The organism is Streptomyces sp. NPDC016469, assembly GCF_040632905.1.
In the GTDB taxonomy this organism is placed as follows: domain Bacteria; phylum Actinomycetota; class Actinomycetes; order Streptomycetales; family Streptomycetaceae; genus Streptomyces.
Genome location: NZ_JBEYCQ010000011.1, coordinates 173,845 through 197,859 on the forward strand (window position 1 = coordinate 173,845; position 24,015 = coordinate 197,859).

The 24,015-nt window shown below is 72.2% G+C and carries 26 protein-coding genes; 12 read left to right on the top strand and 14 right to left on the bottom strand.

Translation table 11 applies throughout. The features are described from left to right. Nucleotides 1-543: 543 nt before the first annotated feature. A complete protein-coding gene (locus ABZ565_RS15250) occupies nt 544-903 on the top strand; it encodes a hypothetical protein (RefSeq protein WP_361025714.1) in 360 nt (119 codons plus the stop codon). A 2-nt stretch (nt 904-905) separates the two neighbouring features. Beyond that, a complete protein-coding gene (locus tag ABZ565_RS15255) occupies nt 906-1,340 on the top strand; it encodes a hypothetical protein (protein ID WP_361025717.1) in 435 nt (144 codons plus the stop codon). Between the two features lie 34 nt (nt 1,341-1,374). On the opposite strand, the gene ABZ565_RS15260 is transcribed toward ABZ565_RS15255, so the two are convergent. Together ABZ565_RS15260 and ABZ565_RS15265 are read right to left on the bottom strand one after the other, a co-directional pair. Then, a complete protein-coding gene (locus ABZ565_RS15260; RefSeq protein WP_361025720.1) occupies nt 1,375-1,881 on the bottom strand; it encodes a GNAT family N-acetyltransferase in 507 nt (168 codons plus the stop codon). 204 nt (nt 1,882-2,085) lie between these two features. Then, nucleotides 2,086-3,243, bottom strand: a complete 1,158-nt coding sequence (locus tag ABZ565_RS15265) for a glycerophosphodiester phosphodiesterase (RefSeq protein WP_361025723.1) — start codon at nt 3,241-3,243, stop codon at nt 2,086-2,088. A gap of 234 nt (nt 3,244-3,477) precedes the next feature. Between ABZ565_RS15265 and ABZ565_RS15270 the strand changes: the two genes are divergently transcribed. Continuing rightward, nucleotides 3,478-4,149, top strand: a complete 672-nt coding sequence (locus ABZ565_RS15270; protein ID WP_073967842.1) for a lysophospholipid acyltransferase family protein — start codon at nt 3,478-3,480, stop codon at nt 4,147-4,149. Nucleotides 4,150-4,216: 67 nt separating this feature from the next. On the opposite strand, the gene ABZ565_RS15275 is transcribed toward ABZ565_RS15270, so the two are convergent. The 4 genes from ABZ565_RS15275 to argH form a co-directional block, all read right to left on the bottom strand. Further along, complete coding sequence (locus ABZ565_RS15275; protein ID WP_361025726.1) at nt 4,217-5,761, bottom strand: MFS transporter; 1,545 nt, start codon at nt 5,759-5,761, stop codon at nt 4,217-4,219. Beyond that, nucleotides 5,758-6,309: a TetR/AcrR family transcriptional regulator gene (locus ABZ565_RS15280; protein WP_361025729.1), complete on the bottom strand. Its 552-nt coding sequence runs from the start codon at nt 6,307-6,309 to the stop codon at nt 5,758-5,760. The genes ABZ565_RS15275 and ABZ565_RS15280 overlap by 4 nt, the downstream gene beginning before the upstream one ends. A gap of 62 nt (nt 6,310-6,371) precedes the next feature. Next, on the bottom strand, nt 6,372-7,343 hold the full coding sequence (locus tag ABZ565_RS15285; protein WP_361025732.1) for an aldo/keto reductase: 972 nt from the start codon (nt 7,341-7,343) through the stop codon (nt 6,372-6,374). Nucleotides 7,344-7,458: 115 nt separating this feature from the next. Next, nucleotides 7,459-8,892 carry an argininosuccinate lyase gene (gene argH, locus ABZ565_RS15290; RefSeq protein ID WP_361025735.1) on the bottom strand — a complete coding sequence of 478 codons (1,434 nt, stop codon included), beginning with the start codon at nt 8,890-8,892 and terminating at the stop codon, nt 7,459-7,461. Nucleotides 8,893-9,173: 281 nt separating this feature from the next. Between argH and ABZ565_RS15295 the strand changes: the two genes are divergently transcribed. Further along, nucleotides 9,174-9,416, top strand: coding sequence for a hypothetical protein (locus ABZ565_RS15295; RefSeq protein ID WP_361025738.1), 243 nt, complete (start codon nt 9,174-9,176; stop codon nt 9,414-9,416). 51 nt (nt 9,417-9,467) lie between these two features. Next, a complete protein-coding gene (locus ABZ565_RS15300) occupies nt 9,468-10,175 on the top strand; it encodes a L,D-transpeptidase family protein (protein ID WP_361025741.1) in 708 nt (235 codons plus the stop codon). A gap of 38 nt (nt 10,176-10,213) precedes the next feature. Here ABZ565_RS15300 and ABZ565_RS15305 read toward each other — a convergent pair whose 3' ends face one another. Both ABZ565_RS15305 and ABZ565_RS15310 read right to left on the bottom strand, forming a co-directional pair. Next, nucleotides 10,214-11,092 (bottom strand): nuclear transport factor 2 family protein, encoded by an 879-nt coding sequence (locus ABZ565_RS15305; protein ID WP_361025744.1) that lies wholly within the window; start codon nt 11,090-11,092, stop codon nt 10,214-10,216. Nucleotides 11,093-11,132: 40 nt separating this feature from the next. Next, a complete protein-coding gene (locus ABZ565_RS15310; RefSeq protein ID WP_361025747.1) occupies nt 11,133-11,711 on the bottom strand; it encodes an NAD(P)H-dependent oxidoreductase in 579 nt (192 codons plus the stop codon). 207 nt (nt 11,712-11,918) lie between these two features. Between ABZ565_RS15310 and sigJ the strand changes: the two genes are divergently transcribed. Next, entirely contained in the window at nt 11,919-12,848 is a 930-nt protein-coding gene (gene sigJ / locus ABZ565_RS15315; RefSeq protein WP_361025749.1) for an RNA polymerase sigma factor SigJ, read from the top strand. A 122-nt stretch (nt 12,849-12,970) separates the two neighbouring features. Further along, nucleotides 12,971-13,423: a VOC family protein gene (locus ABZ565_RS15320; RefSeq protein WP_361025752.1), complete on the top strand. Its 453-nt coding sequence runs from the start codon at nt 12,971-12,973 to the stop codon at nt 13,421-13,423. A 106-nt stretch (nt 13,424-13,529) separates the two neighbouring features. On the opposite strand, the gene ABZ565_RS15325 is transcribed toward ABZ565_RS15320, so the two are convergent. Genes ABZ565_RS15325 through argC form a run of 5 tightly spaced genes read right to left on the bottom strand, consistent with a single transcriptional unit; the run spans nt 13,530 to nt 18,363 of the window. Further along, nucleotides 13,530-14,066 (bottom strand): arginine repressor, encoded by a 537-nt coding sequence (locus tag ABZ565_RS15325; protein WP_361025755.1) that lies wholly within the window; start codon nt 14,064-14,066, stop codon nt 13,530-13,532. A 10-nt stretch (nt 14,067-14,076) separates the two neighbouring features. Then, nucleotides 14,077-15,288 (bottom strand): acetylornithine transaminase, encoded by a 1,212-nt coding sequence (locus tag ABZ565_RS15330; RefSeq protein WP_361025758.1) that lies wholly within the window; start codon nt 15,286-15,288, stop codon nt 14,077-14,079. Beyond that, on the bottom strand, nt 15,285-16,187 hold the full coding sequence (gene argB / locus ABZ565_RS15335) for an acetylglutamate kinase (protein WP_361025761.1): 903 nt from the start codon (nt 16,185-16,187) through the stop codon (nt 15,285-15,287). Before argB ends, ABZ565_RS15330 begins: the two co-directional genes overlap by 4 nt. Further along, on the bottom strand, nt 16,184-17,338 hold the full coding sequence (gene argJ / locus ABZ565_RS15340) for a bifunctional glutamate N-acetyltransferase/amino-acid acetyltransferase ArgJ (protein ID WP_361025764.1): 1,155 nt from the start codon (nt 17,336-17,338) through the stop codon (nt 16,184-16,186). The genes argB and argJ overlap by 4 nt, the downstream gene beginning before the upstream one ends. Beyond that, nucleotides 17,335-18,363, bottom strand: coding sequence for an N-acetyl-gamma-glutamyl-phosphate reductase (gene argC, locus ABZ565_RS15345; protein ID WP_361025767.1), 1,029 nt, complete (start codon nt 18,361-18,363; stop codon nt 17,335-17,337). Before argC ends, argJ begins: the two co-directional genes overlap by 4 nt. A 101-nt stretch (nt 18,364-18,464) precedes the next feature. On the opposite strand from argC, the gene ABZ565_RS15350 reads away from it, so the two are divergent. The 4 genes from ABZ565_RS15350 (at nt 18,465) to ABZ565_RS15365 (ending at nt 22,681) form a co-directional block, all read left to right on the top strand. After that, a complete protein-coding gene (locus ABZ565_RS15350; RefSeq protein WP_361025770.1) occupies nt 18,465-18,899 on the top strand; it encodes a VOC family protein in 435 nt (144 codons plus the stop codon). A gap of 41 nt (nt 18,900-18,940) precedes the next feature. After that, nucleotides 18,941-19,909, top strand: a complete 969-nt coding sequence (locus tag ABZ565_RS15355; protein ID WP_361025773.1) for a helix-turn-helix domain-containing protein — start codon at nt 18,941-18,943, stop codon at nt 19,907-19,909. 118 nt (nt 19,910-20,027) lie between these two features. Then, nucleotides 20,028-21,026: a type I glyceraldehyde-3-phosphate dehydrogenase gene (gene gap, locus ABZ565_RS15360; protein ID WP_361025776.1), complete on the top strand. Its 999-nt coding sequence runs from the start codon at nt 20,028-20,030 to the stop codon at nt 21,024-21,026. A 164-nt stretch (nt 21,027-21,190) separates the two neighbouring features. Further along, on the top strand, nt 21,191-22,681 hold the full coding sequence (locus ABZ565_RS15365) for an FG-GAP and VCBS repeat-containing protein (RefSeq protein ID WP_361025779.1): 1,491 nt from the start codon (nt 21,191-21,193) through the stop codon (nt 22,679-22,681). Between the two features lie 60 nt (nt 22,682-22,741). Here ABZ565_RS15365 and ABZ565_RS15370 read toward each other — a convergent pair whose 3' ends face one another. After that, entirely contained in the window at nt 22,742-23,146 is a 405-nt protein-coding gene (locus ABZ565_RS15370; RefSeq protein WP_361025782.1) for a DUF5997 family protein, read from the bottom strand. A gap of 58 nt (nt 23,147-23,204) precedes the next feature. Between ABZ565_RS15370 and ABZ565_RS15375 the strand changes: the two genes are divergently transcribed. Beyond that, nucleotides 23,205-23,990 carry a LysR family transcriptional regulator substrate-binding protein gene (locus ABZ565_RS15375; protein WP_361025785.1) on the top strand — a complete coding sequence of 262 codons (786 nt, stop codon included), beginning with the start codon at nt 23,205-23,207 and terminating at the stop codon, nt 23,988-23,990. The last annotated feature ends 25 nt before the right edge of the window (nt 23,991-24,015 follow it).

The window sequence follows — 24,015 nt, forward strand, 5'->3', positions numbered from 1 at the left end:
GCGGTGTCCGCCGGGCACGGGGCATGCGTCCGGGTGATCCGGACGTTTTCGATCGGACGTTCCGAGCGGTTTCCCGGGGCGTCCCGGCGCGGCGGTCACCGCGGGCCGGGGCCCGTGCGGGCGCGTTCCGCTGGGTGCGGACGGCCGGGGGGAAGGGGTCTCGCTTCGGGGCGCGAGGCTCGGTCGTGGGCCCTCAGAAGGCGCGCATTCGACCCATACAACGAGCACCGGGCGTCGTGATCGCCTCGGTCGCAAGGGTGCGGCTGCTCGTCGTGGTCATGGGCACAAGTAAAACAGACGCAAGTTCGCCGCCGGACCGATTGTCCGAATAGCGGACAGTCATGGATGGGGCGGCGCGACGGTCTCGTGTCGGCCGAAGCTTTCCAGCCACACCGCTCTGACCTGCGGCGATGCCCTCGTAGGGGCCCCGGCCACGCCACACCCCCGGCGCCCGGAAGCAGCGCACCCTGTGGTCAAGGCCACGATCCCCGGCGAACCGGGGGCGAGGACCGCGGGTCCGGCGCGCCGTAATACCCTCGGCTCATGCTCGACGCCCTGACGGTCGCGGTCGCCGTGGCCGCCCTCGCCCTCGCCGCCTGGTGCGGATACGCCGCCTACCGGGACCAGCCCACCAAGGACTGGCACTTCATCGGCATGGCCGCCGTCTCGCTGCTGGCGCTGGCGCAGCTGGTCACGGGCATCGTGCAGCTGACCCGCGGGGAGCGGCCCGAGCAGGGCATGACCATCTTCATCGCGTACCTCGCCGGGGCATTCCTCGCCGTGCCGGCGGCGGGGTTCCTGTCGCTGAGCGAGCGGACCCGCTGGGGCTCGGTGACGGTGGCGGCGGGCGCGGTCGTCCTGGCCGTCCTCGAAGTACGGCTCTACGACATCTGGGGAAGCTGACCGTGACCGACACCGACACCACGCAGGCGACGGCCGGCGAGAAGCGGCCCTTCGACCTCGGCACCGGTCCCGGCCGGGTCCTCGTCTGGTTCTACGGCGTGTTCACCGTGGCGGCGGCGTCCCGTTCGATCGTCCAGATGATCCTGGACTTCGGCCGCGCGCCCCTGGCGTACGTGCTGTCGGCGGTCGCCGCGGTCGTCTACGGCTTCATCACGTACTCGCTGGTGCGCGGCGGCGAGCGGGCGCGCCGGACGGCGCTGGTGTGCTGCGCGGCCGAGCTGGCCGGGGTGCTGATCGTCGGGACGTGGACGCTGGTGGAGCCGTCCGCGTTCGCCGACGCGACCGTGTGGTCGTACTGCGGCCGGGACTACCTGTTCATCCCGGTGATCCTGCCGGTCACCGGGATGATGTGGCTGCGCCGCGCCCGGACCGCTTGACGGCCGGGGCGCGGCGCTCGCTGTACGGGAACGGCTAGGCGCTGGCCACGTACGCGGTGGGCGCCGGGGCCTCCTTCTCCAGCAGGATCATCATGACCCCGTCGCTGCCGGTCGCGTTGCCCACGGCGGCGTATCCCGCGCGCCGGTAGAGCCTCAGGTTGCCCTCGCTGCGGTGGCCGGTGTGCAGCCGGAAGCGGGTGGCCGCCCGCTCGTCGGCGAGGCCCGCCTCCGCCGCCCGCAGCAGCCGGGCGCCGAGGCCGTGGCCCCGCAGGCGGGGGTGGACGCAGAGCTTGCCGATCCGGCCCGCGCCCTCCTCGTCGATCGAGCCCCGCACCGAGCCGACGACCTCGTCGCCGAGCCGCGCCACGTAGACCAGGTTCTCCGCGATCTCGGCCCGCACCGAGTCGAGGGTCTGGACGAGCGGGTCGATGCGGTAATTGCCGTACAGCTCCGCCTCGCTCTGGAAACAGAGGTACTGCAGCTTCAGAATCTCTTCGGCGTCCCGCACGTCCGCCGCCGAGATGATCACGCTCATGCCCATGTGCGCATGCCTCCCGCTCACCTGATCCGCCGGTTGTCTCCCGCTCCTTTCCCACGGTCCAGGAGCGACAACCTCCGCCGCGAGCATTCTGCGCAGACATCCAAGGCATCGGGAACGGATGGGGCCCAAACTCCCCTGTGACATAGCCAACTCCCCTGCGATGTGACGGGAGCGGGATGCTGACGGGGAGTCGGGCCCGCCGTCCTACTTCTTCGCCGCGAAGTCCGCCGCCGCGAGCAGGGCGGTGTCCGGGTTGTCGGAGAAGATCCCGTCGATCCCGGTCGCGAAGTACGCCGCGAACGCGCCGAACGCGTCGCCGTACGCGTTGGGGTCGCTGCCGCGCCGGAAGTCGGCGGGCAGGAAGGTGTTCTCGTTGCGCATCGTGTACGGGTGGAGGACGAGGCCCTGCGCGTGGGCGTCGCGCACCAGGGTGGTGGGCTCGGTGAGCCGGCCGGCGGCGTCCTTGGGGATGACCAGGTCCAGGGTGGGGCCGATGCCCTGCGCGAAGGAGGCCATCCACTTCAGGCCGGCCGGCTTCACCAGGTCGTCCGTGGTGCGCGGGTCGCCGGACACCTCGAAGTCCCAGGGCCTGGTGCCCGCGCCGGAGAGCAGGACGATGCGCGGGGTCGCGACGAGCCGGGCCAGGCGCTGGACGCTGCCGGGCTCGAAGGACTGGAGGATCACCGGGGACTGGGCGCGGTGGCGTCCGTAGCGGCGCAGCAGCTTGGCGAGCGGTTCCTCCAGGCCGAGCCCGAGGCCCCGGAAGTAGCTGGGGTGCTTGGTCTCGACGTACAGCCAGACGGGCTTCCCGCGGCGGCGGCCCTCCCGGTCGGCCCAGCGCAGGACCTCCTCGAAGGTGGGGACCTCCCAGCGGCCGTCGTACAGCGTGTTCTTCTGGCGGTTGGCCGGAATGCGCTCCTTGGCGCGGAGCGTCTTCAGCTCGGCGAGGGTGAAGTCCTCGGTGAACCAGCCGGTGAGCGAGACGCCGTCGACGGTCTTGGTGGTCCGGCGGTTCGCGAACTCGGGGTGCGCGGAGACGTCGGTGGTGGCGGTGATGTCGTTCTCGTGGCGGCAGACGAGGTGGCCGTCGCGGGTGGGGACGAGGTCCTGCTCGATGATGTGCGCACCCATGTCCAGGGCGAGCTGGTAGGAGCCCAGCGTGTGTTCGGGGCGGTAGCCGCTGGTGCCCCGGTGGCCGATGACGGTCGGGACCGGCAGGTCGAGGCGGTGGCCGCCGTGTCCGCCGTTCCGGTCGGCCGCCTGCGCCGTTGTGGTGACGCCCAGGGCGGCGGTGCCGAGGACGGCGGCCCCCGCCCCGACGACGGTCCGGCGTCCCGGCGCGGCCTGCGCACGCTCTGTCATGAATGCTCCTCGCATGTGATGTACGGCACCTGTCGAGCGAGGATCGAGCGTAGGCAGGGGTACGGTCCTGGGGGCGGCACCTGGACGAACATGGCGCGAACACATGTCAACACGGCGTATCCGATGCGTGAACCGATGTGCGATCGGCCGGTACCCGCGAGTATCGTCCTCACCTGCATGGACCTTCACCATCCGTCGCCTCGGCCGGGCCCGGCCACTACACCGGAGGAAGCGTTGTCCCGTCTCGCACTCATCAAGGCAGTGCTCGGACCGATCCTGCGCCTGATGTTCCGTCCCCGGATGGAGGGCATCGAGAACATTCCGGGCAGCGGGCCGGTGATCCTGGCGGGCAACCACCTGACGTTCATCGACTCGATGATCATGCCGATCTGCTGCGACCGTCCGGTGTTCTTCATCGGCAAGGACGAGTACGTGACGGGCAAGGGGCTCAAGGGGCGGCTGATGGCCTGGTTCTTCACGGGCGTCGGCATGATCCCGGTGGACCGGGACGGCGGGCGCGGCGGTGTCGCGGCGCTGATGACGGGCCGGCGGATCCTGGAGGAGGGCAAGGCGTTCGCGATCTACCCGGAGGGCACCCGCTCCCCCGACGGCCGGCTCTACCGGGGCCGTACGGGCATCGCGCGGCTGACGCTGATGACGGGCGCGCCGGTGGTGCCGTTCGCGATGATCGGCACGGACAAGCTCCAGCCGGGCGGCTCGGGTCTGCCCCGCCCGGGCAAGGTCACGGTGCGCTTCGGTGAGCCGATGGAGTTCTCCCGCTACGAGGGCATGGACCGCGACCGCTATGTGCTGCGGGCGGTGACCGACTCCGTGATGGCCGAGGTGATGCGGCTGTCCGGCCAGGAGTACGTGGACATGTACGCGACCAAGGCGAAGGCCGCCTGATCCGGCGGAACGCACGAGAGGGCCCGCTTTCCCCGGCCTGGGGCGAGCGGGCCCTCTCGTGCGCGTCCTACTCGTGGACGATGCCCTCCTCCAGCTCCTGTCCGCGCAGCAGGAACCAGGCGGCGACCGCCGTCGCCACCAGGACGACGGCGCCGATGACCGAGGCGAGGTGCAGCCCGTCCACGAAGGCGTCCTGGGCCGAGGAGACCAGCTCGTGGGCTTCGTGCGGCGGCAGCAGGTGCGAGGACTCCACGGCGCCGCCGAGCGATTCGTGCGCGGCGTCCGAGACGGCGGGCGGGGTGCCCGGCGGGGCCTGGAAGCTCTTGTAGGCGCCGGTCACGATGGAGCCGAGCAGCGCGATGCCGAGCGCCGCGCCCAGCTCGTACGCCGTCTCGGAGACCGCGGAGGCGGCGCCCGCGTGCTCCTTGGGGACGCTGGAGAGGATGACGTCGGACGTCACGGTGAACGCGAAGCCCGCGCCCACGCCGACGATCAGGAGCAGCGCGCCGATCAGGGGGTAGGCCGTGTCCCGGTGGACGGCGGCGACCGCGGCCAGCGCCAGGCCGATCGCGCCGAGCCCGCCCGACACCACCACCCGTACGGTGCACCGCCGGGCGACCGTGCCCGCCAGCAGGCCCGCGGTGACCGCGCCCACGGCGGCGGGCAGTTCGGCGAGCCCGGCCTCCAGTGGTCCGCGGCCCTGGACCAGCTGGAGGAACTGGGAGAGGAAGAAGACGATCCCGGACAGGCCGAGGATGGTCAGCAGGTCGGCGAGGACCGCGCCGGAGAAGCCGCGGTGGTGGAAGAGCCGCATGTCCAGCAGCGGCGCGGTGAGCCGGAACTGACGGCGTACGAACCAGATCAGCGCCAGCAGGCCGGCGACGCCCACCAGGGCGGAGGTCCAGCTCGGGCCGTGCGCGGCCATCTCCTTGACGGCGTAGACGACCCCGATCATGCCGACCAGTGAGAGGCCCACGCTCGGCAGGTCCCACGGCCCGGGCGCCGGGTTCTTCGATTCGGGGATCATCTTGATCCCGACCGCCACGAGCACCGCCATGACGGGGAGGTTGATCAGGAAGACCGATCCCCACCAGAAGTGTTCGAGGAGGAAGCCGCCGACGACCGGCCCGACGGCCGCACCGGCCGAGGCCATGGCGCCCCAGATGCCGATGGCGAGGCTGCGCTCGCGGGGGTCGTGGAAGAGGTTGCGGATCAGGGCGAGGGTGGACGGCATCAGGGTGGCGCCCGCGACGCCGAGCAGCGCCCGCGCCACGATCATCATCTCGGGCGTGTGCGCGTAGGCGTTGAGCACCGAGACCGCGCCGAAGGCGGTGGCGCCGCAGAGCAGCAGCTTCTTGCGGCCGATGCGGTCACCGAGGCTGCCCATGGAGACCAGGAGCCCGGCGATCACGAAGGAGTAGACGTCACCGATCCAGAGCAGCTGGGTGCCGGTCGGCTCCAGGTCCTCGCTGAGGAACGGGGTCGCCAGACCGAGCACGGTCGCGTCGACGGCCACCAGCAGCACGGCGAGGACGAGGACGGCCAGCGCGATCCACCGCCCGGGGCGGTACGGGTCGACGGGGGGCACCGGGCGCTCTTCGACACTGCTCATTGCTCCACGCTCCGGCGTGCGCCGCCGAGCAGCAACTCGGCGATCATGTACGGGAAGTCCCGCGGGGCCACCCGGCCCGCCTGAACGGCCCACGCCCCGCTCCCGATGAGCCCGTACAGCGCCTCGGTCAGCCAGGCCGGGGTCAGGTCGATGCGGAATTCGCCGCGCTCCTGGCCGCGCCGGAAGAAGGCGGCGACGCGGGCGTCCAGCCGGTCCCAGCCGGCGTTCTGGTCGTCGCCCTCGAAGAGCTGGTTCTCGGTCACGAGGAACGAGAGCAGTCCGGCGCTGGGCTCGACGGCGACGACGAACCGGCGCAGCGCCTCCTCGCTCGTGCCCTCGTCCATCCCGGCGGCGTCGAGCGCGGCCTCGAACTCCTGGATACCCAGCTCCTCCAACGCCCTGACCAGGGCGTCCCGCCCGGCGAAGTGCCGGTGCAGGGTGGCGCGCCCGATACCGGCCGCCTTGGCCACCTCGTCCATGGTGGCGGTGGATCTACGGGTCAGCAGGGCGGCGGCACTGCGCAGCACCTGCTCACGATCAAGAGTCATGGGACAACACTAACCCGAATGAGACATCATCGTCTCATCGGGGTTGGCCGTGTCCTGTGCCGTCAGCTCCAGGGCAGCGAGGCGCGGTGCCGCCAGTACGCCTCCGGCTCCTCCACCAGGGCCTCCAGCCTGGCGCGCCGTTCCTCGTCGAGCACGGGTACGGTCGCGTGGAGGTTGCCGGAGAGCTGGGCGACGGTGGCCGCGCCGGAGAGCACGACGCCGGCCCACGGCTGGTGGAGCACCAGCGCCAGGGCGACCGCGTCGCTCCCGAGCCCTTCCTCGTCGGCGATCTCCCGCACGACGGCGGGCGCCTGGTCGCCGGACAGCCTGCCGTTGGCCATGCCCTCCTTGACGATGACGGTGAGCCCGGCGGCGTGCGCCTCGGCGAGCGCGGGCCCCGCCGAGGTCTCCAGCGCGTTGTAGGTGGCCTGGACCGTACGGAAGAGGGGGGCGCCGTCGACCGTGACGGCGAGCGCGGCGAGGATCGCCTCGGCCTGGGCGGGACCGCTGGTGGACAGGCCGACACTGACCCCCTGGTCCGCCAGTTCGGCGAGGCGGGCGTGGAGCTCCTTGTCGGTGAGCGCCGGGCTGTCCGGGGTCACCGAGTGGATCTGGTAGAGGTCGAGCCGGTCGCCGAGCAGCGCGGCGGTCTCGGCGCGCTGGCGCTCGAACGCGGCGATGCTGTGGTCCTTGACCTCGTGCACCTCCGCGTCGAGGCCCCAGTCGGCGGTGTAGGTGTAGCCCCATTTGCTGCCGACGACGATGTCGTCCGCCTCGGGGTGCGCGGCCAGCCAGCCGGCCAGGAACTCCTCCGCGCGCCCGTAGGAGCGGGCCGCGTCGAAGTAGCGGACGCCCTGCGCGTAGGCGGCGTCGAGGAGTTCGTGCGTACGGTCGCGCAGGGCGTCGGGCGAGCGGCCGGCGGGCAGGTCGCGGTCGCGGTGGAGGTTGATGTAGCCGGGCCGGCCGACTGCGGCCAGGCCGAGCCCGATGTGGGCGGTGGGGGTGGTCGCTTCGGACAGTCGGGCGAACGGCATCGCGGGCTCCTCGTCGTCGGGCGGGACGCGGTGGGGTGTCCCCGAAGTCCCCCGCGCCCGCCGGGGACACGGGGACACCTCTCACCCTCCAACGTAGCCCGCGACGCGTCGACGACTACTTGCGCGCGTCCGCCCAGGCGTGCTGCACGGCGAGGTCGGCCTTGACCTCGGCCAGCTGGACGGCGACGGCCGAGGGGGCGGTGCCGCCCCGCCCGCTGCGGGAGGCGAGGGCGCCGGCCACGTTGAGGACCGTGCGGACCTCCGGGGTCAGGTGCTCGGAGATCTTCGCGAACTGCTCGTCCGTCAGCTCGTCCAGCTCGATGCCGTGGTGCTCGCACTCCTTGACGCACTCGCCGGCCACCTCGTGGGCGACGCGGAACGGCACGCCCTTCTTGACCAGCCACTCCGCGATGTCCGTGGCGAGCGAGAAACCGGCCGGGGCCAGCTCCTCCATGCGCTCCCGGTTGACGGTGAGCGTCGCCATCATGCCGGTGAACGCGGGGAGCAGGACCTCCAGCTGGTCGCAGGAGTCGAAGACCGGCTCCTTGTCCTCCTGGAGGTCGCGGTTGTACGCGAGCGGGAGGGCCTTGAGCGTGGCCATCAGACCCGTGAGGTTGCCGATGAGCCGGCCCGACTTGCCCCGGGCGAGCTCGGCGATGTCCGGGTTCTTCTTCTGCGGCATGATCGAGGAGCCGGTCGAGAAGGCGTCGTGCAGGGTGACGAAGGAGAACTCCTTCGTGTTCCAGATGATGATCTCCTCGGCGATCCGGGAGAGGTTGACGCCGATCATCGCGGTGACGAACGCGAACTCGGCGACGAAGTCCCGGGACGCCGTGCCGTCGATCGAGTTGCCCACCGAGCCCCGCTCGAAGCCCAGGTCGGCTGCGACCGCCTCCGGGTCGAGCCCCAGCGAGGACCCGGCCAGCGCGCCGGAGCCGTACGGCGAGACGGCGGTCCGCTCGTCCCACTGCCGCAGCCGCTCCGCGTCCCGGGACAGGGACTGCACGTGGGCCAGGACATGGTGGGCGAAGAGCACCGGCTGAGCGTGCTGGAGGTGCGTACGGCCGGGCATGGCGACGTCCGGGTGGGCCTCGGCGAGGCCGACCAGGGCGTCCTGGAGGTCGGCGATCAGGGAGCCGATGATCCGGGCGTGGTCGCGCAGGTACATCCGGAAGAGCGTGGCGATCTGGTCGTTGCGGGACCGGCCGGCGCGCAGCTTGCCGCCGAGGTCGGGGCCCAGCCGCTCCAGCAGGCCGCGCTCCAGGGCGGTGTGGACGTCCTCGTCGGCGATGGTGCCGGTGAAGGAGCCGTCGGCCACATCCGCTTCGAGCTGGTCGAGCCCGGCGATCATCCGGTTCAGCTCGTCCTCGGTGAGCAGGCCGGCCTTGTGGAGGACGCGGGCGTGGGCACGGGAGCCGGCGATGTCGTACGGCGCGAGGCGCCAGTCGAAGTGGACGGAAGCGGACAGCCGGGCCAGCGCCTCGGCCGGTCCGTCGGCGAAGCGGGCGCCCCAGAGACGTACGTCGCCGTTGCCGTTGCCGTTGCTCACTACGTGCTCCTCGGGAGTGCCACGATCAGTAATAGGCATAACTATGCAGTCGACTGCATGCTTTGTCAAAGCAGGTGTCGGAGCCGCATGGCCGCCGGTACGGTCGGTCTCCGGAGCACCTGGGGGGATCATGAACGAAGCCCGACCCGCTGCCGCTGCACCGGGAGCTGTGCACCGGGGATGCGGTCCCGCCGGGCGCCGCCGCCGGGCTCGGCGAGTGCGGGGACCGACGCGAGGACGCGGACACGCTGTGGGACCTGGTCCGTCACCCGGACCCGGCCGTGCGCGCCCAGGCGGTGACCGGGCTGCGGGCGCTGGACGCGGTGCGGCGGGAGGGGCCGGCGCCGTTGCTGGACGAACCGCCATCCGCCGTCGTACGGGCGGCGGCCCGGGCCCTGCTCCCCCACGCGGGCGAGTTCCCGGTGGAGTGGCTGCGCGAGCGCGACACCCCGGAGTCGCGCCGGGCGGTGCGGGTGGGGGCGCAACGGCTGCTGCGGGCGGCGGGCCGGCCCCGTTTCAGCTGACGGACCGTTTTTTTGCGGCGGTCGGACGAAACGCGGCCTAAAGTCCCTGGCATGCGAAGACTTGTGACAACCGCCGCCGTTCTGCTCGCCCTCGGCACCGTCGTCGGCGCCGGCCGCCCCCCGCTGGCCACCGCCCCGCTGCCGACCCGGCTCGCCGACACGGGCGGCGGCACCCAGCTGATCACCGCCATGGCGGACTCCACCTCGTCCACCGCCGGCACCCTCACCTGGTGGGACCTGCGCGACGGGAAGTGGGTCGCCGCCGGGACCGCTGCCGCCCGGTTCGGCTCGAAGGGGCTCACCGAGGGCAGCACCCGCCAGCAGAGCACCTACACGACACCGACCGGCCTGTACGACCTGCCGTACGCCTTCGGGGTCAAGGCCGCGCCCGCCGGCACCCGCTACTCGTACCGGCAGGCCACCACCAAGTCCTGGTGGTGCGAGGACAACGAGGCCGCCGCCTACAACCGCTGGGTCGAGCCGCTGCCCTCCGACTGCCGGGCATCGGAGTCCGAGCAGATCACCGCGTACCCCACGCAGTACGCCCGCGCGCTCGTCATCGGCTTCAACTACGACGAGCCGGTGCGCGGCCGGGGCGCCGGGATCTTCCTGCACGTCAACGGGAGCGGCGCGACCGCCGGTTGCGTCTCCGTACCGGCGGACGCGATGGACCGCATCCTGGCCTGGGCCGACCCGGCCCGCACCCCGCACATCGCGATCGGCACCGTAGGGGGCACGACCGCGATCACCAACTACTGACGGCTCCCCGCGACCGGACCTTGCCGCCCGGCTCCTCGCTACGACTCCCGCGGGGAGGGCGGCGGGGACGGCCGGCCGTGATCCGCCACGGATCCGACCGGCCCCCCGGCGAGCGGCGTGGAGTCCAGATAGCGGATCTCGTAAGCACGCTCGGCGAAGCGCCAGCCCTCCTGGGTGCGCCGGTAACGGTCGTGGTAGATCGCGTAGTTGAGGTGCGAGGCGCCGTCACGCAGCCGGATGATCTCGGAGAGGCAGGCCCGCCCGGTCGCGGTGTCCCCCGAGACGGTGACGACGCCGGGGTGGGCCGTCTGGACGAAGACGTCGAAGCCGGCCTCACGCCGCCGCCCGAGCCCTCGGATGCCGTCGCGGCCGACGGCCTCGATCCCGGCGTCAGGGATGCGGACGACGCCGTCCGGCACGAAGAGCGAGGCGAGTCGGTCGTGGTCGTTCATCATCGCCGCGTCCGTGAACTCCGCGCGGAGCGCCTCGATCTCGACGCGGTCCCGCCACCCGTCCGCCTCGCTGCCCGGTCCGTCGCTCACGAGACGGCCGCCGACCGCGGTGCGGTCGGCGCGGGTGGCGACGAGGTCGACGACCGTCCCGTCGCGGTGGTGTTCTCCCAGTGTCCTCGCGACCGCGTCCGTCACCGCGGCGACGAGCCGGGCCGTGGTCCGCGGCCCGTCGGTCCGGGTGAACGCGTCCTCCCCGATGGCGAACGTCACGGTCGGCGCCACCTCTTGGCGCGCCACACCGCCGACCGCCCAGCGGCCGACCGCGAGTCCGACGAGTCGTACGACCACGGGATCGCGGGCCCGCTCCCCGTAGACGGAGGTGACCGCTCCGGTGAGCCGGGCGATGAGGTCGCTCTCGTGGCCGTCGATCTGCGACTCGAGAGCGTGGACGGTGAGATGGGGCATGCTCGTTCGTCTCCTTCTGTACCGGTCGGGGGGAGGCGGCTCAGCCGGGGGAAGCCGTGCGGGCGCGGCGCAGGGGGGCCAGTGCCGTGGTCCAGCCGACTACGCGGTCGAGCAGGTCCTCCAGCGAGTGCGTCCGGGACGCGGCCGGCGCGAACACCCTGAAGTCCTCGAAGTCCGTGGCCAGGTGAAGAGAGACCTGGGCCTGCACGTCGGCGAGCCCGAGCAGACCGCACAGCTGCCGCAACTGGGCCGTGGACCCCGCGCCGCCGGCGACCCCGTAGGCGACGATCCCGGCGGCCTTGTCCGCCCAGCCGGCGTGCACGAAGTCGATGGCGTTCTTGAGCGCGGCGGGCAGCTGGCTGTTGTACTCCGGCGTGACGAACACGAACCCGTCGAACGACTCGACCGTCCGCACCCATGCCTGTGCCCCTGGTCCTCCGGTTCCTCCCATGGCGGGGGGAACGGCCTGGTCGAAGAGGGGGAGCCGGAACTCGGCGAGATCGACGAGCTCGAACGCGGCATCGGCCCTCCGCGCTGCGACTTCGTGCACCCACCCCGCCACCTGCGGGGCGAGCCGCCCCGGACGGGTGCTGCCGATGACGATGCCGATCCTGGTCATGCCGTGTCCTCCTGTCGCGATTCCTGCGTCGGACACGGGCAGGCGGTCGCCGTCGTGGCCGGCCGCCGTGCCCGCACCCGTACCGACGCGGCAGGGGCCCCGATCGTCAGGAGCCGGGCGGCGCCGCGTGGCCGCCTGACATCCGCGGGGGCTGGTCCGTCGTCTCTCACGGAGGATGCTCACGTGACGACTGGAAGGCGCTGACCCATGGAGATCACGGACGGGAACGAGGATGCCGCGGCGGGCCCCGGGGACGAACCGCTCCTCTCGGAACGGCGCAACCTCGCGAATCTCGCGTACCGCCTGCTCGGCTCGCTGACGGAGGCGGAGGACGCCGTCCAGGAGGCGTACGCCCGTTGGTTCGCGCAGTCCGCGGAGCGCCGGGCCGCCGTCGCGAAACCCGCGGCCTGGCTGACCACCGTCGTGAGCCGCATCTGCATGGACCAGCTCCGTTCGGCGCGGCTGCGCCGGGAGCGGTACGTCGGTGAGTGGATTCCGGAGCCGGTGCCGGCACGGGCCGAGTGGCCCGGCATGTCCCACGGATCCACGGCGAGGGATCCCGCCGACCACATCACGCTGGACGAGTCCGTCGAGATGGCGTTTCTGGTCGTGCTCGACGCGATGACACCGGCCGAACGCGTCGCCTTCATGCTGCACGACGTGTTCCGGGTGCCGTTCAACGAGGTCGCGGAGATCGTCGGCCGCACCCCGGGGGCCTGCCGCGAGCTCGCCTCCTCGGCGCGCCGGCGCGTGGCCGCCGCCCGCACCGGCGGGGCGCGGACCCGGCAGCGTTCCTTCGTGGTGGGCGAGTTCCGGCAGGCGTGGCAGGCCAAGGACGTGGACGCCCTGGTACGGCTCCTCGACCCGTCGGTCGTCGCGGTCGCCGACGGGGGCGGTCGCGCGACGGCCTCGCCGACGCCGCTCCGGGGCCATCTCCGGGTCGCGGAGTTCCTGGTGCGTCTGGCGGGCCTCGCCGGCCGGCTGGACCTCCGCGAGCGGACCGTCAACGGGCAGCCCGGACTCGTCGCGATGGACGGCGATCAGGTGCTGTCGGTGTACGCGTTCGACATCGAGGAGTCCCGCATCCTGCGCATCTGGGCGATCCGCAACCCGGACAAGCTGCGGCCGTGGAGGTGAGGCTCTCGCCGGCCTGCCTCCTGACAAGCGCCGCTGCGGAAACGTCGAACAGCCGGACCGCCGGCGCGCGGAGACGCGGCGCCCGGACCGGTCCGATCCGGATTCCAGGAAAGGAAGCACCGATGTCGTTCCACTCCCTCACCCTGCACCTGACCGTGCGCGGCGCGGACGAGGCGTCCGCCTGGTACCGACAGGCATTCGGAGCCGAGGAGCTCACCAGGCTGGAGGTCCCCGGCGGCCGGCTGATCCACGTCCAGGTCCGGGTCGGGCCGGTCACCCTGATGCTGGCCGACGAGTTCCCCGAAATGGATTCCTACGGTCCGCAGCACTTCGGCGGCACCTATGGCGCCCTCTATCTGCACGTCGACGACGTCGATGACGCCTGGCAGCGGGCGGTCGGTGCCGGAGCCACCGTGATCCGGCCGCTGGGCGATGCCTTCTGGGGCGAGCGGGAAGGCCAGCTGCTCGACCCCTTCGGTCATCGGTGGGGGCTCACTCAGCGTCTCCGTGACGTCCCGCTCGCGGAGCTGCAGGAGCTCACGACCGAAGCGTTCGCCGGCCTCACCGCGGACTGAACGCCCCGCCCGGCACCTTCGGCCGGGCCGCCCGGCCACCGCACACCACCGGGAGGCCGTCCGGCGGATGCCGCCCGGCCTCCGCGGCGTCCCCGCCGGCCGGGTCCTAACGCTCGTTCTGCGCCAGCCGCAGCAGATGGTCGGCGAGCTCCTGCCCGCCGGACGGATCGCGGCTGATCAGCATGAGCGTGTCGTCGCCCGCGATGGTGCCGAGGATGTCGTGCAGTTCGGCCTGGTCGATGGCCGAGGCGAGGAACTGCGCGGCGCCCGGCGGCGTACGCAGCACCACCAGGTTGGCCGAAGCCTCCGCCGAGATCAGCAGCTCGGCGGAGAGCCGGCGCATCCGCTCCTCCTTGGCGGAGCCGCCCAGCGGCGCCTGCGGGGTGCGGAAACCGCCCTCGCTCGGCACCGCGTAGATCAGCTCGCCGCCGGTGTTGCGGATCTTCACCGCCCCCAGTTCGTCCAGGTCCCGGGAGAGCGTCGCCTGGGTGACGCTCAGCCCGTCGTCCGCGAGGAGCTTGGCCAGCTGGCTCTGCGAGCGCACCGGCTGCCGGTTGAGGATGTCCACGATCCGGCGGTGGCGCGCCGTGCGGGTCTGCGGCACCGAAGGCCCGCCGAACTCGGATTCCTGCGCCTCGGTCATCGTCGTCGCCTCATTCTCCGGAGCGCTTCTCTCCGGATCGTCCGTCCCCATATGCCGCGTCGAGGGCGCCCGGCAGCGCCCGGAGGAACGCGTCCACCTCCGCGTCACCGATGGTCAGCGGCGGCATGAGCCGCAGGACGTCGGGCGCGGGCGCGTTCACCAGGAGGCCGGCACCCTGAGCCGCCTGTTGCGCCTGGGGCGCGAGGGGCTCGGTGAGCACGATACCCAGCAGCAGGCCGGAGCCCCGGACGTGGGAGACCAGAGGGTGCCCCAGCCCTTCCACACCCTCCCGGATGCGCTCGCCCAGCCGCTTCACCCGGTCGAGGGCGCCGTCGGCGGCGAGGGTGTCCAGGACCGCGAGGCCGGCGGCGCAGGCGACCGGGTTGCCGCCGAACGTCGTGCCGTGCTGTCCGGGTGCGAGGAGGTCCGCCGTCGCGCCGAAGGCGATCGTGGCGCCGATCGGGAGTCCGCCGCCGAGCCCCTTGGCGAGGGTGACGACGTCGGGATCGACGCCCTGGTGGGCCTGGTACTCGAACCACGTGCCGCACCGGCCGATGCCGGTCTGGACCTCGTCCAGGACCAGCAGGGTGCCGGTGGCCCGGGTGATCTCCCGGGCGGCCTCCAGATACCCCTTGGGCGGGACCACGACGCCGTTCTCGCCCTGGATGGGCTCGATGATCACCAGCGCGGTGTCGGTGGTGACGGCGGACCGCAGCGCCTCCACGTCCCCGTACGGCACATGGCTGACGTCGCCGGGGAGCGGGGCGAACGCCTCGCGCTTCTTGGGCTGGCCGGTGAGCGCGAGCGAGCCCATGGTCCGGCCGTGGAAGCCGCCGTCGGTGGCGACCATGTGGGTGCGCCCGGTCAGCCGGCCGATCTTGAACGCGGCCTCGTTGGCCTCGGCGCCCGAGTTGCAGAAGAAGACCCGGCCGGTGCGGCCGAAGAGCGCGAGGAGCCGTTCGGCGAGCGCGACGGGCGGTTCGGCGATGAACAGGTTGGAGACGTGCCCGAGGGCCGAGATCTGGGCGGTGACCGCCTCCACGACGGCCGGGTGGGCGTGGCCCAGCGCGTTGACGGCGATGCCGCCGACGAAGTCGAGGTACTCGGTGCCGTCCGCGTCCCAGACGCGGGCGCCCTCGCCGCGCACGAGGGACAGCTTCGGAGTGCCGTAATTGTCCATCAGTGCGTGCTGCCAGCGCTGCGCGAGTTCGGCGTTGCTCATGACTCCCCCTGTGCGTCGGGCACGACCATCGTGCCGATTCCCTCGTCGGTGAAGATCTCCAGCAGGATCGAGTGCTGGACCCGGCCGTCGATGACGCGGGCGGTCTCCACCCCGTTGCGTACGGCGTGCAGGCAGCCCTGCATCTTGGGCACCATGCCGCTGGACAGGTCGGGCAGCAGCTTCTCCAGCTCGGTGGCGGTGAGCCGGCTGATCACGTCGTCGCTGTTGGGCCAGTCCTCGTACAGGCCCTCGACGTCGGTGAGGACCATCAGCGTCTCGGCGTTCAGCGCGGCGGCGAGTGCGGCGGCCGCGGTGTCGGCGTTGACGTTGTAGACGTGGTGGTCGTCGGCGGACCGGGCGATGGAGGAGATGACCGGGATGCGGCCGTCGTCCAGCAGGGCCTGGATGGCGCCGGTGTCGATGGCGGTGATCTCGCCGACCCGGCCGATGTCGACCGCCTCGCCGTCGATGGTGGGCCGGTGCTGTACGGCGGTGATGGTGTGGGCGTCCTCGCCGGTCATGCCGACGGCGAGCGGGCCGTGCTGGTTGAGCAGGCCGACCAGCTCGCGCTGGACCTGGCCGGCGAGCACCATGCGGACGACGTCCATCGCCTCGGGCGTGGTGACGCGCAGCCCGGCCTTGAACTCGCTGACCAGGCCCTGTTTGTCGAGCTGGGCGCTGATCTGGGGGCCGCCGCCGTGCACGACGACGGGCTTGAGGCCTGCGTGGCGCAGGAAGACGACGTCCTGGGCGAAGGCCGCCTTCAGCTCCTCGTCGATCATGGCGTTGCCGCCGAACTTGATGACGACGGTCTTGCCGTTGTGCCGGGTGAGCCAGGGCAGGGCCTCGATGAGGATCTGCGCCTTCGGGAGTGCGGTGTGCTTCCGCGCCGTCGTCATGAGCTGTACGCGCTGTTCTCGTGGACGTAGTCCGCGGTGAGGTCGTTGGCCCAGATGACCGCCGACTCGGTGCCGGCGGCGAGGTCGGCGGTGATCCGGACCTCCCGGAAGCGCATGTCGACCAGCTCGCGGTCCTCGCCGACCGCGCCGTTGCGGCACACCCAGACGTCGTTGATGGCGACGTTGAGCGCGTCCGGCTCGAAGGCGGCCTTCGTGGTGCCGATGGCGGAGAGCACCCGGCCCCAGTTGGGGTCCTCGCCGTGGATGGCGCACTTGAGGAGGTTGTTGCGGGCGATGGAACGGCCCACCTCGACGGCGTCGTCCTCGGTCGCGGCGTTCACGACCTCGATGCGGATGTCCTTGGAGGCGCCCTCGGCATCCCCGATGAGCTGCCGGGCCAGGTCGTCGCAGACGGTGCGGACGGCCTCGGCGAACTCCTTCTGCTCCGGGGCGATCCCGCTGGCGCCGGAGGCCAGCAGCAGTACGGTGTCGTTGGTGGACATGCAGCCGTCCGAGTCGACCCGGTCGAAGGTGGTGCGGGTCGCGTCGCGCAGCGCGGCGTCAAGACCGGCGGCGTCCACGTCGGCGTCGGTGGTGAGCACGACGAGCATGGTGGCCAGGCCCGGGGCGAGCATGCCCGCGCCCTTGGCCATGCCGCCGACGGTCCAGCCCTCGCCGCCCGCGACGGCGGTCTTGTGCACGGTGTCGGTGGTCTTGATGGCGATGGCGGCCTTCTCGCCGCCGTGCTCGCTGAGGGCTGCCGCGGCCTTCTCGATGCCGGGGAGCAGCTTGTCCATGGGGAGCAGGATGCCGATGAGCCCGGTGGAGGCGACGGCGATCTCGCCCGCGCTGTGGCCCTTCAGGACCTCGGCCGCCTTCTCGGCGGTGGCGTGGGTGTCCTGGAAGCCCTGCGGGCCCGTACAGGCGTTGGCGCCACCGGAGTTGAGGACGACGGCGGAGACCTCACCGCCCTTGACGACCTGCTCGGACCAGAGGACGGGCGCGGCCTTGACGCGGTTGGAGGTGAAGACGCCCGCGGCGGCGCGGCGCGGACCGTTGTTGACCACGAGGGCCAGGTCCGGGTTGCCGTTCTCCTTGATTCCGGCGGCGATGCCCGCCGCCGAGAATCCCTGTGCTGCCGTGACGCTCACGGTGCGACTCCGATCGTGGAAAGACCTGTGTCCTCGGGCAGTCCGAGGGCGAGGTTCATGGACTGCAGGGCCCCGCCCGCGGTGCCCTTGGCAAGGTTGTCGATGGCGCTGATCACGATGATCCGCCCGGCCGCCTCGTCGTACGCGACCTGGATCTGCACGGCGTTGGAGCCGTACACGGCGGCGGTGGCGGGCCACTGCCCCTCCGGGAGCAGGTCCACGAAGGGCTCGTCCGCGTACGCCTTCTCGTAGGCGGCGCGTACGCTTTCGGCGCTCGTCCCGGGCTTCGCCTTCGCGCTGCACGTGGCGAGGATGCCGCGGGGCATGGGCGCGAGGGTCGGGGTGAACGAGACGGTGACCGGCTCTCCGGCGGCGGCGCTGAGGTTCTGGATCATCTCCGGCGTGTGGCGGTGGACGCCGCCGACGCCGTACGGCGACATGTTGCCCATCACCTCGGAGCCCAGCAGGTGCGGCTTGGCCGCCTTGCCTGCGCCGGAGGTCCCGGACGCGGCGACGATCACGGCCTCGGGCTCGGCGAGCTGCGCCACGTACGCCGGGTACAGCGCGAGCGACACGGCGGTCGGGTAGCACCCCGGCACCGCGATCCGCTTGGTCCCGGCGAGGGCGGCGCGAGCGCCGGGGAGTTCGGGCAGGCCGTAGGGCCAGGTGCCGGCGTGCGGCGAGCCGTAGAATTTTTCCCAGTCGGCGGCGTCCCGGAGGCGGAAGTCGGCGCCCATGTCGACCACCAGCACCTCGTCGCCGAGCTGTTCGGCCACGGCGGCGGACTGGCCGTGCGGCAGGGCGAGGAAGACCACGTCGTGCCCGGCGAGCACGTCCGCGGTGGTGGGCTGGAGGATGCGGCCGGCCAGGGGGCGCAGGTGCGGTTGGAGCGCGCCGAGGGGCTGGCCCGCGTTGGAGTTGGCGGTGAGTGCGCCGATCTCCACCTCGGGGTGGGCGAGCAGCAGACGGAGCAGTTCCCCGCCCGCGTATCCACTCGCTCCTGCCACTGCTGCGCGTACCGCCATCAAAAGCCTCCTCGTCGATGGCATGACTATACGCAGTGATGCACTTTTATGCAAAGAATGATCCGTGGAGCGGCGCCCGATCCGGCCCCTAGGGTGAGCGCATGGCAACGATCAAGCATGTCCAGGTGACCTTCGACTGCGCGGACCCCGAGCGCGTGGGGCGCTTCTGGTGCGAGGTGCTCGGGTACGTCGCGCCGGAGCCGCCGGAGGGGTTCGACTCCTGGGACGCGTACAACGCCTCGCTGCCGGCAGGGGAGCGGAACACGTGGTTCGCGGCCTCCGACCCCACCGGGGCCGGCCCGCGCATGTACTTCCAGAAGGTTCCCGAGGGCAAGGTCGCCAAGAACCGGCTGCACCTCGATGTCCGGGTGGGCACCGGCCTCGTCGGCGAGGAGCGGCTTGCCGTGCTGGAGTCCGAGTGCGCGCGGCTCCTGCCGCTCGGCGCGGTGCGCGGGAAGCTGCTGCCGGCCGACGAGGAGAACGAGTCCTGCCTGAACATGCAGGATGTCGAGGGCAACGAGTTCTGCCTCGACTGACGCTGCCGGTCCGGCGCGCCCCGGGCACGTACGCTCACGCCATGCCGGCCCCCTCCCCCAGCCCCCGTCTGCACCGTGTCGCGGTCCTCGTGCTCGACGGGGCGAAGCCGCTCGACGTCGGCATCCCGGCCCAGGTGTTCACGACCCGGGCGAGCATGCCGTACGAGGTACGGGTGTGCGGCGCGGCCCCGGGGCTGGTGACCGGGGGTGACGGTCTCGCGTACCACGTCACGCACGGGCTCGCCGCGCTGGCCTGGGCGGACATCGTCTTCGTACCCGGGTACCGCCAGCCGGACCGGGAGGATCCGCCCCGGGCCGTGATCGACGCCCTGGTCGCCGCGCACGAGCGGGGGGCGCGGCTCGCCGCCATCTCGACCGGGGCCTTCGCGCTCGCCGCGACCGGGCTGCTCGACGGCCGCCGGGCCACCACGCACTGGCACTACACACGGGCGCTCGCCGCGAAGTACCCGCTGATCCGGGTGGACGAGAACGTGCTGTTCGTCGACGAGGGCAGCGTCCTCACCTCGGCCGGCGCCGCGTCCGGGATCGACCTGTGCCTGCACGTCCTGCGCGGCGACCTGGGCGTCGCCGCGTCCAACCATGCGGCCCGGCGGCTCGTCGCGGCTCCGTACCGCAGCGGCGGGCAGGCTCAGTACGTGCCGCGCAGCGTGCCCGAGCCGCTGGGCGAGCGGTTCGCGGCAACGCGTGAGTGGGCGCTGCACCGGCTCGGCGAACCCCTGACGCTCGACGCGCTGGCCCGGCACGCGGCGGTGTCGCCCCGCACCTTCTCGCGGCGGTTCGCCGAGGACACCGGATACACCCCGATGCAGTGGGTGATGCGGGCCCGTATCGACATGGCCCGCGAACTCCTCGAACGCTCGGAGCGGGCCGTCGAGCAGATCGCCGCCGACGTGGGGCTCGGGACCGGCGCGAATCTGCGGCTGCACTTCCAGCGCATCCTGGGCACCACACCGAGCGAGTACCGGCGCACCTTCGCCCAGGGCGAATAGGGCATACCGCCGCCCGGGGCCGGCTGGCGGGATCCTTGCGGACCGTGGCGATCACGCCGCTGTCCGGGGCGCGCGGCGCGCGCGATCGTTGAGGGCGAAGAGAGAAGGGACATCTCACGTGACTCGCATCGCCATCAACGGATTCGGCCGCATCGGACGCAACGTGCTGCGCGCGCTGCTCGAACGCGACAGCGACCTCGACCTGGTCGCCGTCAACGACCTCTCGGAGCCCGCCACCCTCGCCCGGCTGCTGGCGTTCGACACCACCGCGGGCCGGCTGGGCCGCCCCGTCACCGTGGACGGCGACACCCTCGTCGTGGACGGCCGCCGCATCAAGGTGCTCGCCGAGCGGGAGCCCGCGCGGCTGCCCTGGGCGGAGCTGGGCGTCGACATCGCCGTGGAGGCCACCGGCCGCTTCACCTCGGCGAAGGCGGCCCGCGCCCACCTCGACGCCGGAGCGAAGCGGGTGCTGGTCGCCGCGCCCTCGGACGGGGCGGACGTGACGCTCGCGTACGGCGTCAACAGCGACGCGTACGACCCCGAGCTGCACACGGTCGTGTCGAACGCCTCCTGCACGACCAACGCGCTCGCCCCGCTGGCCAAGGTCCTGGACGACCTCGCCGGCATCGAGCACGGCTTCATGACGACCGTGCACGCTTACACCCAGGAGCAGAACCTCCAGGACGGCCCGCACCGCGACGCCCGCCGCGCCCGTGCCGCCGGCGTCAACATCGTGCCGACCACGACCGGCGCAGCGAAGGCCATCGGGCTCGTGCTGCCCCGGCTCGACGGCAAGCTGTCGGGCGACTCCATCCGGGTGCCGGTCCCGGTGGGGTCGATCGTGGAGCTGAACACCACCGTGGCGCGCGACGTGACCCGCGAGCAGGTGCTCGACGCGTACCGGGCGGCGGCCGAGGGCCCCCTGGCGGGCGTGCTCGAATACTCTGAGGACCCGCTCGTGTCGGCCGACATCACCGGCAACCCGGCGTCCTCCATCTTCGACTCGGAGCTGACCAGGGTCGACGGCCGCCACATCAAGGTGTCCGCCTGGTACGACAACGAGTGGGGCTTCTCCAACCGGGTGATCGACACCCTCACCCTGCTGGCCGGCCGCTAGAACGGAACACGGGGGCGGTCACCGGCCGCCCCCGACTCCCTTGGCCGCGCGCCGAGTTCACCTTCCGTTCGCCGTGCAACCTTCTCCGCGTCGTACGTGTCTCCTATGCGAGCCCTCACACCTCGTACGCCATTGGCTCCACGTACGCGACCAAGGAGAATTTTGTGGGCATTCGCACCATGCTGACCGTGGCCGTATGCGCCGCCACGGCGCTGACCGGCGGCGTGGCCGTCGCGGCGCCCGGCGGCGCGCACACGGGCACGGCCGGGGGAACGGCAGGCACCACCGTCCGCGAGGACTTCAACGGGGACGGGTATCAGGACGTCGTCGTCGGCGCGTCGGACGCGCCGGTGAACGGGCAGCTCTACTCCGGATACCTCACCATCGCCTACGGTTCGGCGCAGGGCCTGAGCGCCGCCCGCACCATGACCATCGACCAGAGCACTCCGGGCGTGCCGGGCGCCCCCGGCGAGGGCAATCTGTTCGGCTTCCGGCTGGTCCCCGCCGACCTCGACCACGACGGGCTCACGGACCTCGCGGTATACACGAACGAGGCCCTCCCGACCAACCGCGGCTCCGTCATCGTGCTGTGGGGCCGCACCGGCGGCATCACGGGCGAGGGCGCGGTCCGCATTCCCGGGCCGGAGTCCGGCGAGATGGGGAACAACGTCATCGCCGGCGACTTCAACGGCGACGGCGACGCGGACCTGATGATGGCGCACGGCTGGGGGGACGGGGACCTCGAACAGCGGAGCGTGCTGTACGGGCCGTTCAGCCGGGCCGGGAAGCCCGTCCGCGAGCAGCGCATCACCATGTTCACCTCGGACAACTACATGGGCAACCCCGCCGTGGGCGACTTCAACGGCGACGGCATCGACGACCTGTGCACGTTCTTCAGCTACGAGGAGCACGCCGAGGGAGGGAGCCTGTGGCTGGGCACCCCCCAGGGCCTGTCGACGACCTCCACCCGGCTGCCCTCCGGCTCGTCCCCGGCGGTCGGCGACTTCGACAAGGACGGCAAGGACGACCTCGCCGTCCGCGTGGTGCCGAACGGCATCTACGAGGACTTCCCCACGGACCCGGGCACCGTCAAGATCTACTACGGCTCCGCGTCCGGTCCCAGCACCACCCGGACCAAGGTGATCACCCAGGACACCGCGGGCGTGCCGGGGGTCGGCGAGAAGGGCGACCAGTTCGGCGCCCGGCTGAGCGCGGGTGACGTCAACGGCGACGGGTACGACGACCTCGCGGTGGGCGTGCCGTTCGAGGCCCTGGAGTCCAAGGCCGGCGCGGGCGCGGTGGTGCTGCTGAGGGGCGGACCGGGCGGTCTGAGCGGCACCGGCGCCAAGTCCTTCCACCAGGACACGACGGGTATGCCGGGCGTGGCCGAGGCCGGTGACCACTTCGGCGGTTCGGTGCGGCTGCTGGACGTGAACAAGGACGGCAAGGCGGATCTGACCGCCGGTGCCCCCGACGAGAACCTGGAGGCGGTCGCGGACGGCGGCGCGATCTGGTCGCTGCGCGGCGCCTCGACGGGGCTGACGACGACCGGCGCCCTCGCCTTCAACCCGGTGGACCTGGGCACCCTGGTGAAGAAGGCCCGTTTCGGCTCGAACCTGGCCGGCGACAACGGGGCCGGCCTCTACAGCTACTGAGCAGAGCCGGGAGGGCCCGTTCCGCGGTCGCGGAACGGGCCCTCCCACGTCTCTCCGGCGTCAGGCGCGCTCGTCCCGCCCCTTGGCCTCGCGCTCGGCGTTCCGCTCCTTGATGCGGATGTTTTCCTTGCGGACGTCCGCCTGGGTGGCGCGCTCCTTGCGCAGCCACTCGGGGTTGTCCTGCTTCAGGGCTTCGATCTGCTCGGTGGTCAGCGCCTCGGTGACCCCGCCCCGGGCCAGGCCCGAGATGGAGACGCCCAGCTTGGACGCGACGACCGGGCGGGGGTGCGGGCCGTTGTCGCGCAGGTCGCGCAGCCACTGGGGCGGATCGGCCTGGAGGGCCGCCAGCTCGGCGCGCGAGACGACACCCTCCTGGAATTCGGCGGGGGTGGCGTCGAGATACACACCCAGCTTCTTCGCCGCGGTCGCGGGCTTCATCGTCTGGGCGGTCTGGTGGGACTTCATGGGGACAAGGGTATCCAGCGCGTGCGGTGCCCTCGACCACGGCCGGTAACCTGGCGGGGTGACAGGCCCCGAAGCAACCCCCTCGTTCCGGCTGGCGTACGTCCCCGGAGTGACCCCCGCCAAATGGGTGCGGATCTGGAACGAGCGCCTGCCGGACATCCCCCTGACCCTCGTCCAGGTCCCCGCGCACGGCGCCCAGGAGCTGCTGCGCGCCGGTGACGCCGACGCGGCGTTCCTCCGGCTGCCGGTCGAGGGCACGGACCTCAGCGCGATCCCGCTGTACACGGAGACCACGGTCGTCGTGGTCCCCAAGGACCACCTGATCGCGGCCGTGGACGAGCTGTCGGTCGCGGAGCTGGCCGACGAGATCGTGCTCCACCCGATGGACGACGCCCTGCCCTGGGAGCAGCTGCCCGGCCGCCCCGCGCTGGAGCGGCCGGCGACCACGGCGGACGCCGTCGAGCTGGTCGCGGCGGGCATCGGCGTCCTCGTCGTCCCCCAGTCGCTGGCCCGGCTGCACCACCGCAAGGACCTGACGTACCGGACGCTGACGGACGCGCCGGAGTCGCGCGTCGCACTGTCGTGGCCGCAGGAGAAGACCACCGACCAGGTGGAGGACTTCATCGGGATCGTCCGCGGCCGGACCGTGAACAGCTCGCGCGGCCGGGCGGGAGCGGCGTCCGCCGCCCAGCCGAAGGACAAGGACAAGGCGAAGCGCGCGTCCGGTGCGGGGGCCGGTAAGGGCTCCCGGGGCGGATCGGGGGCTACGGGCGGCGCCAAGAACGCCCGGGGTGCGCGGAGCGGTGCGGCGCCGAAGCGGGGCAAGCCGCGCCGGAGGCCGTAGAGCGGGACCCGCCGGGCCGCCGTTG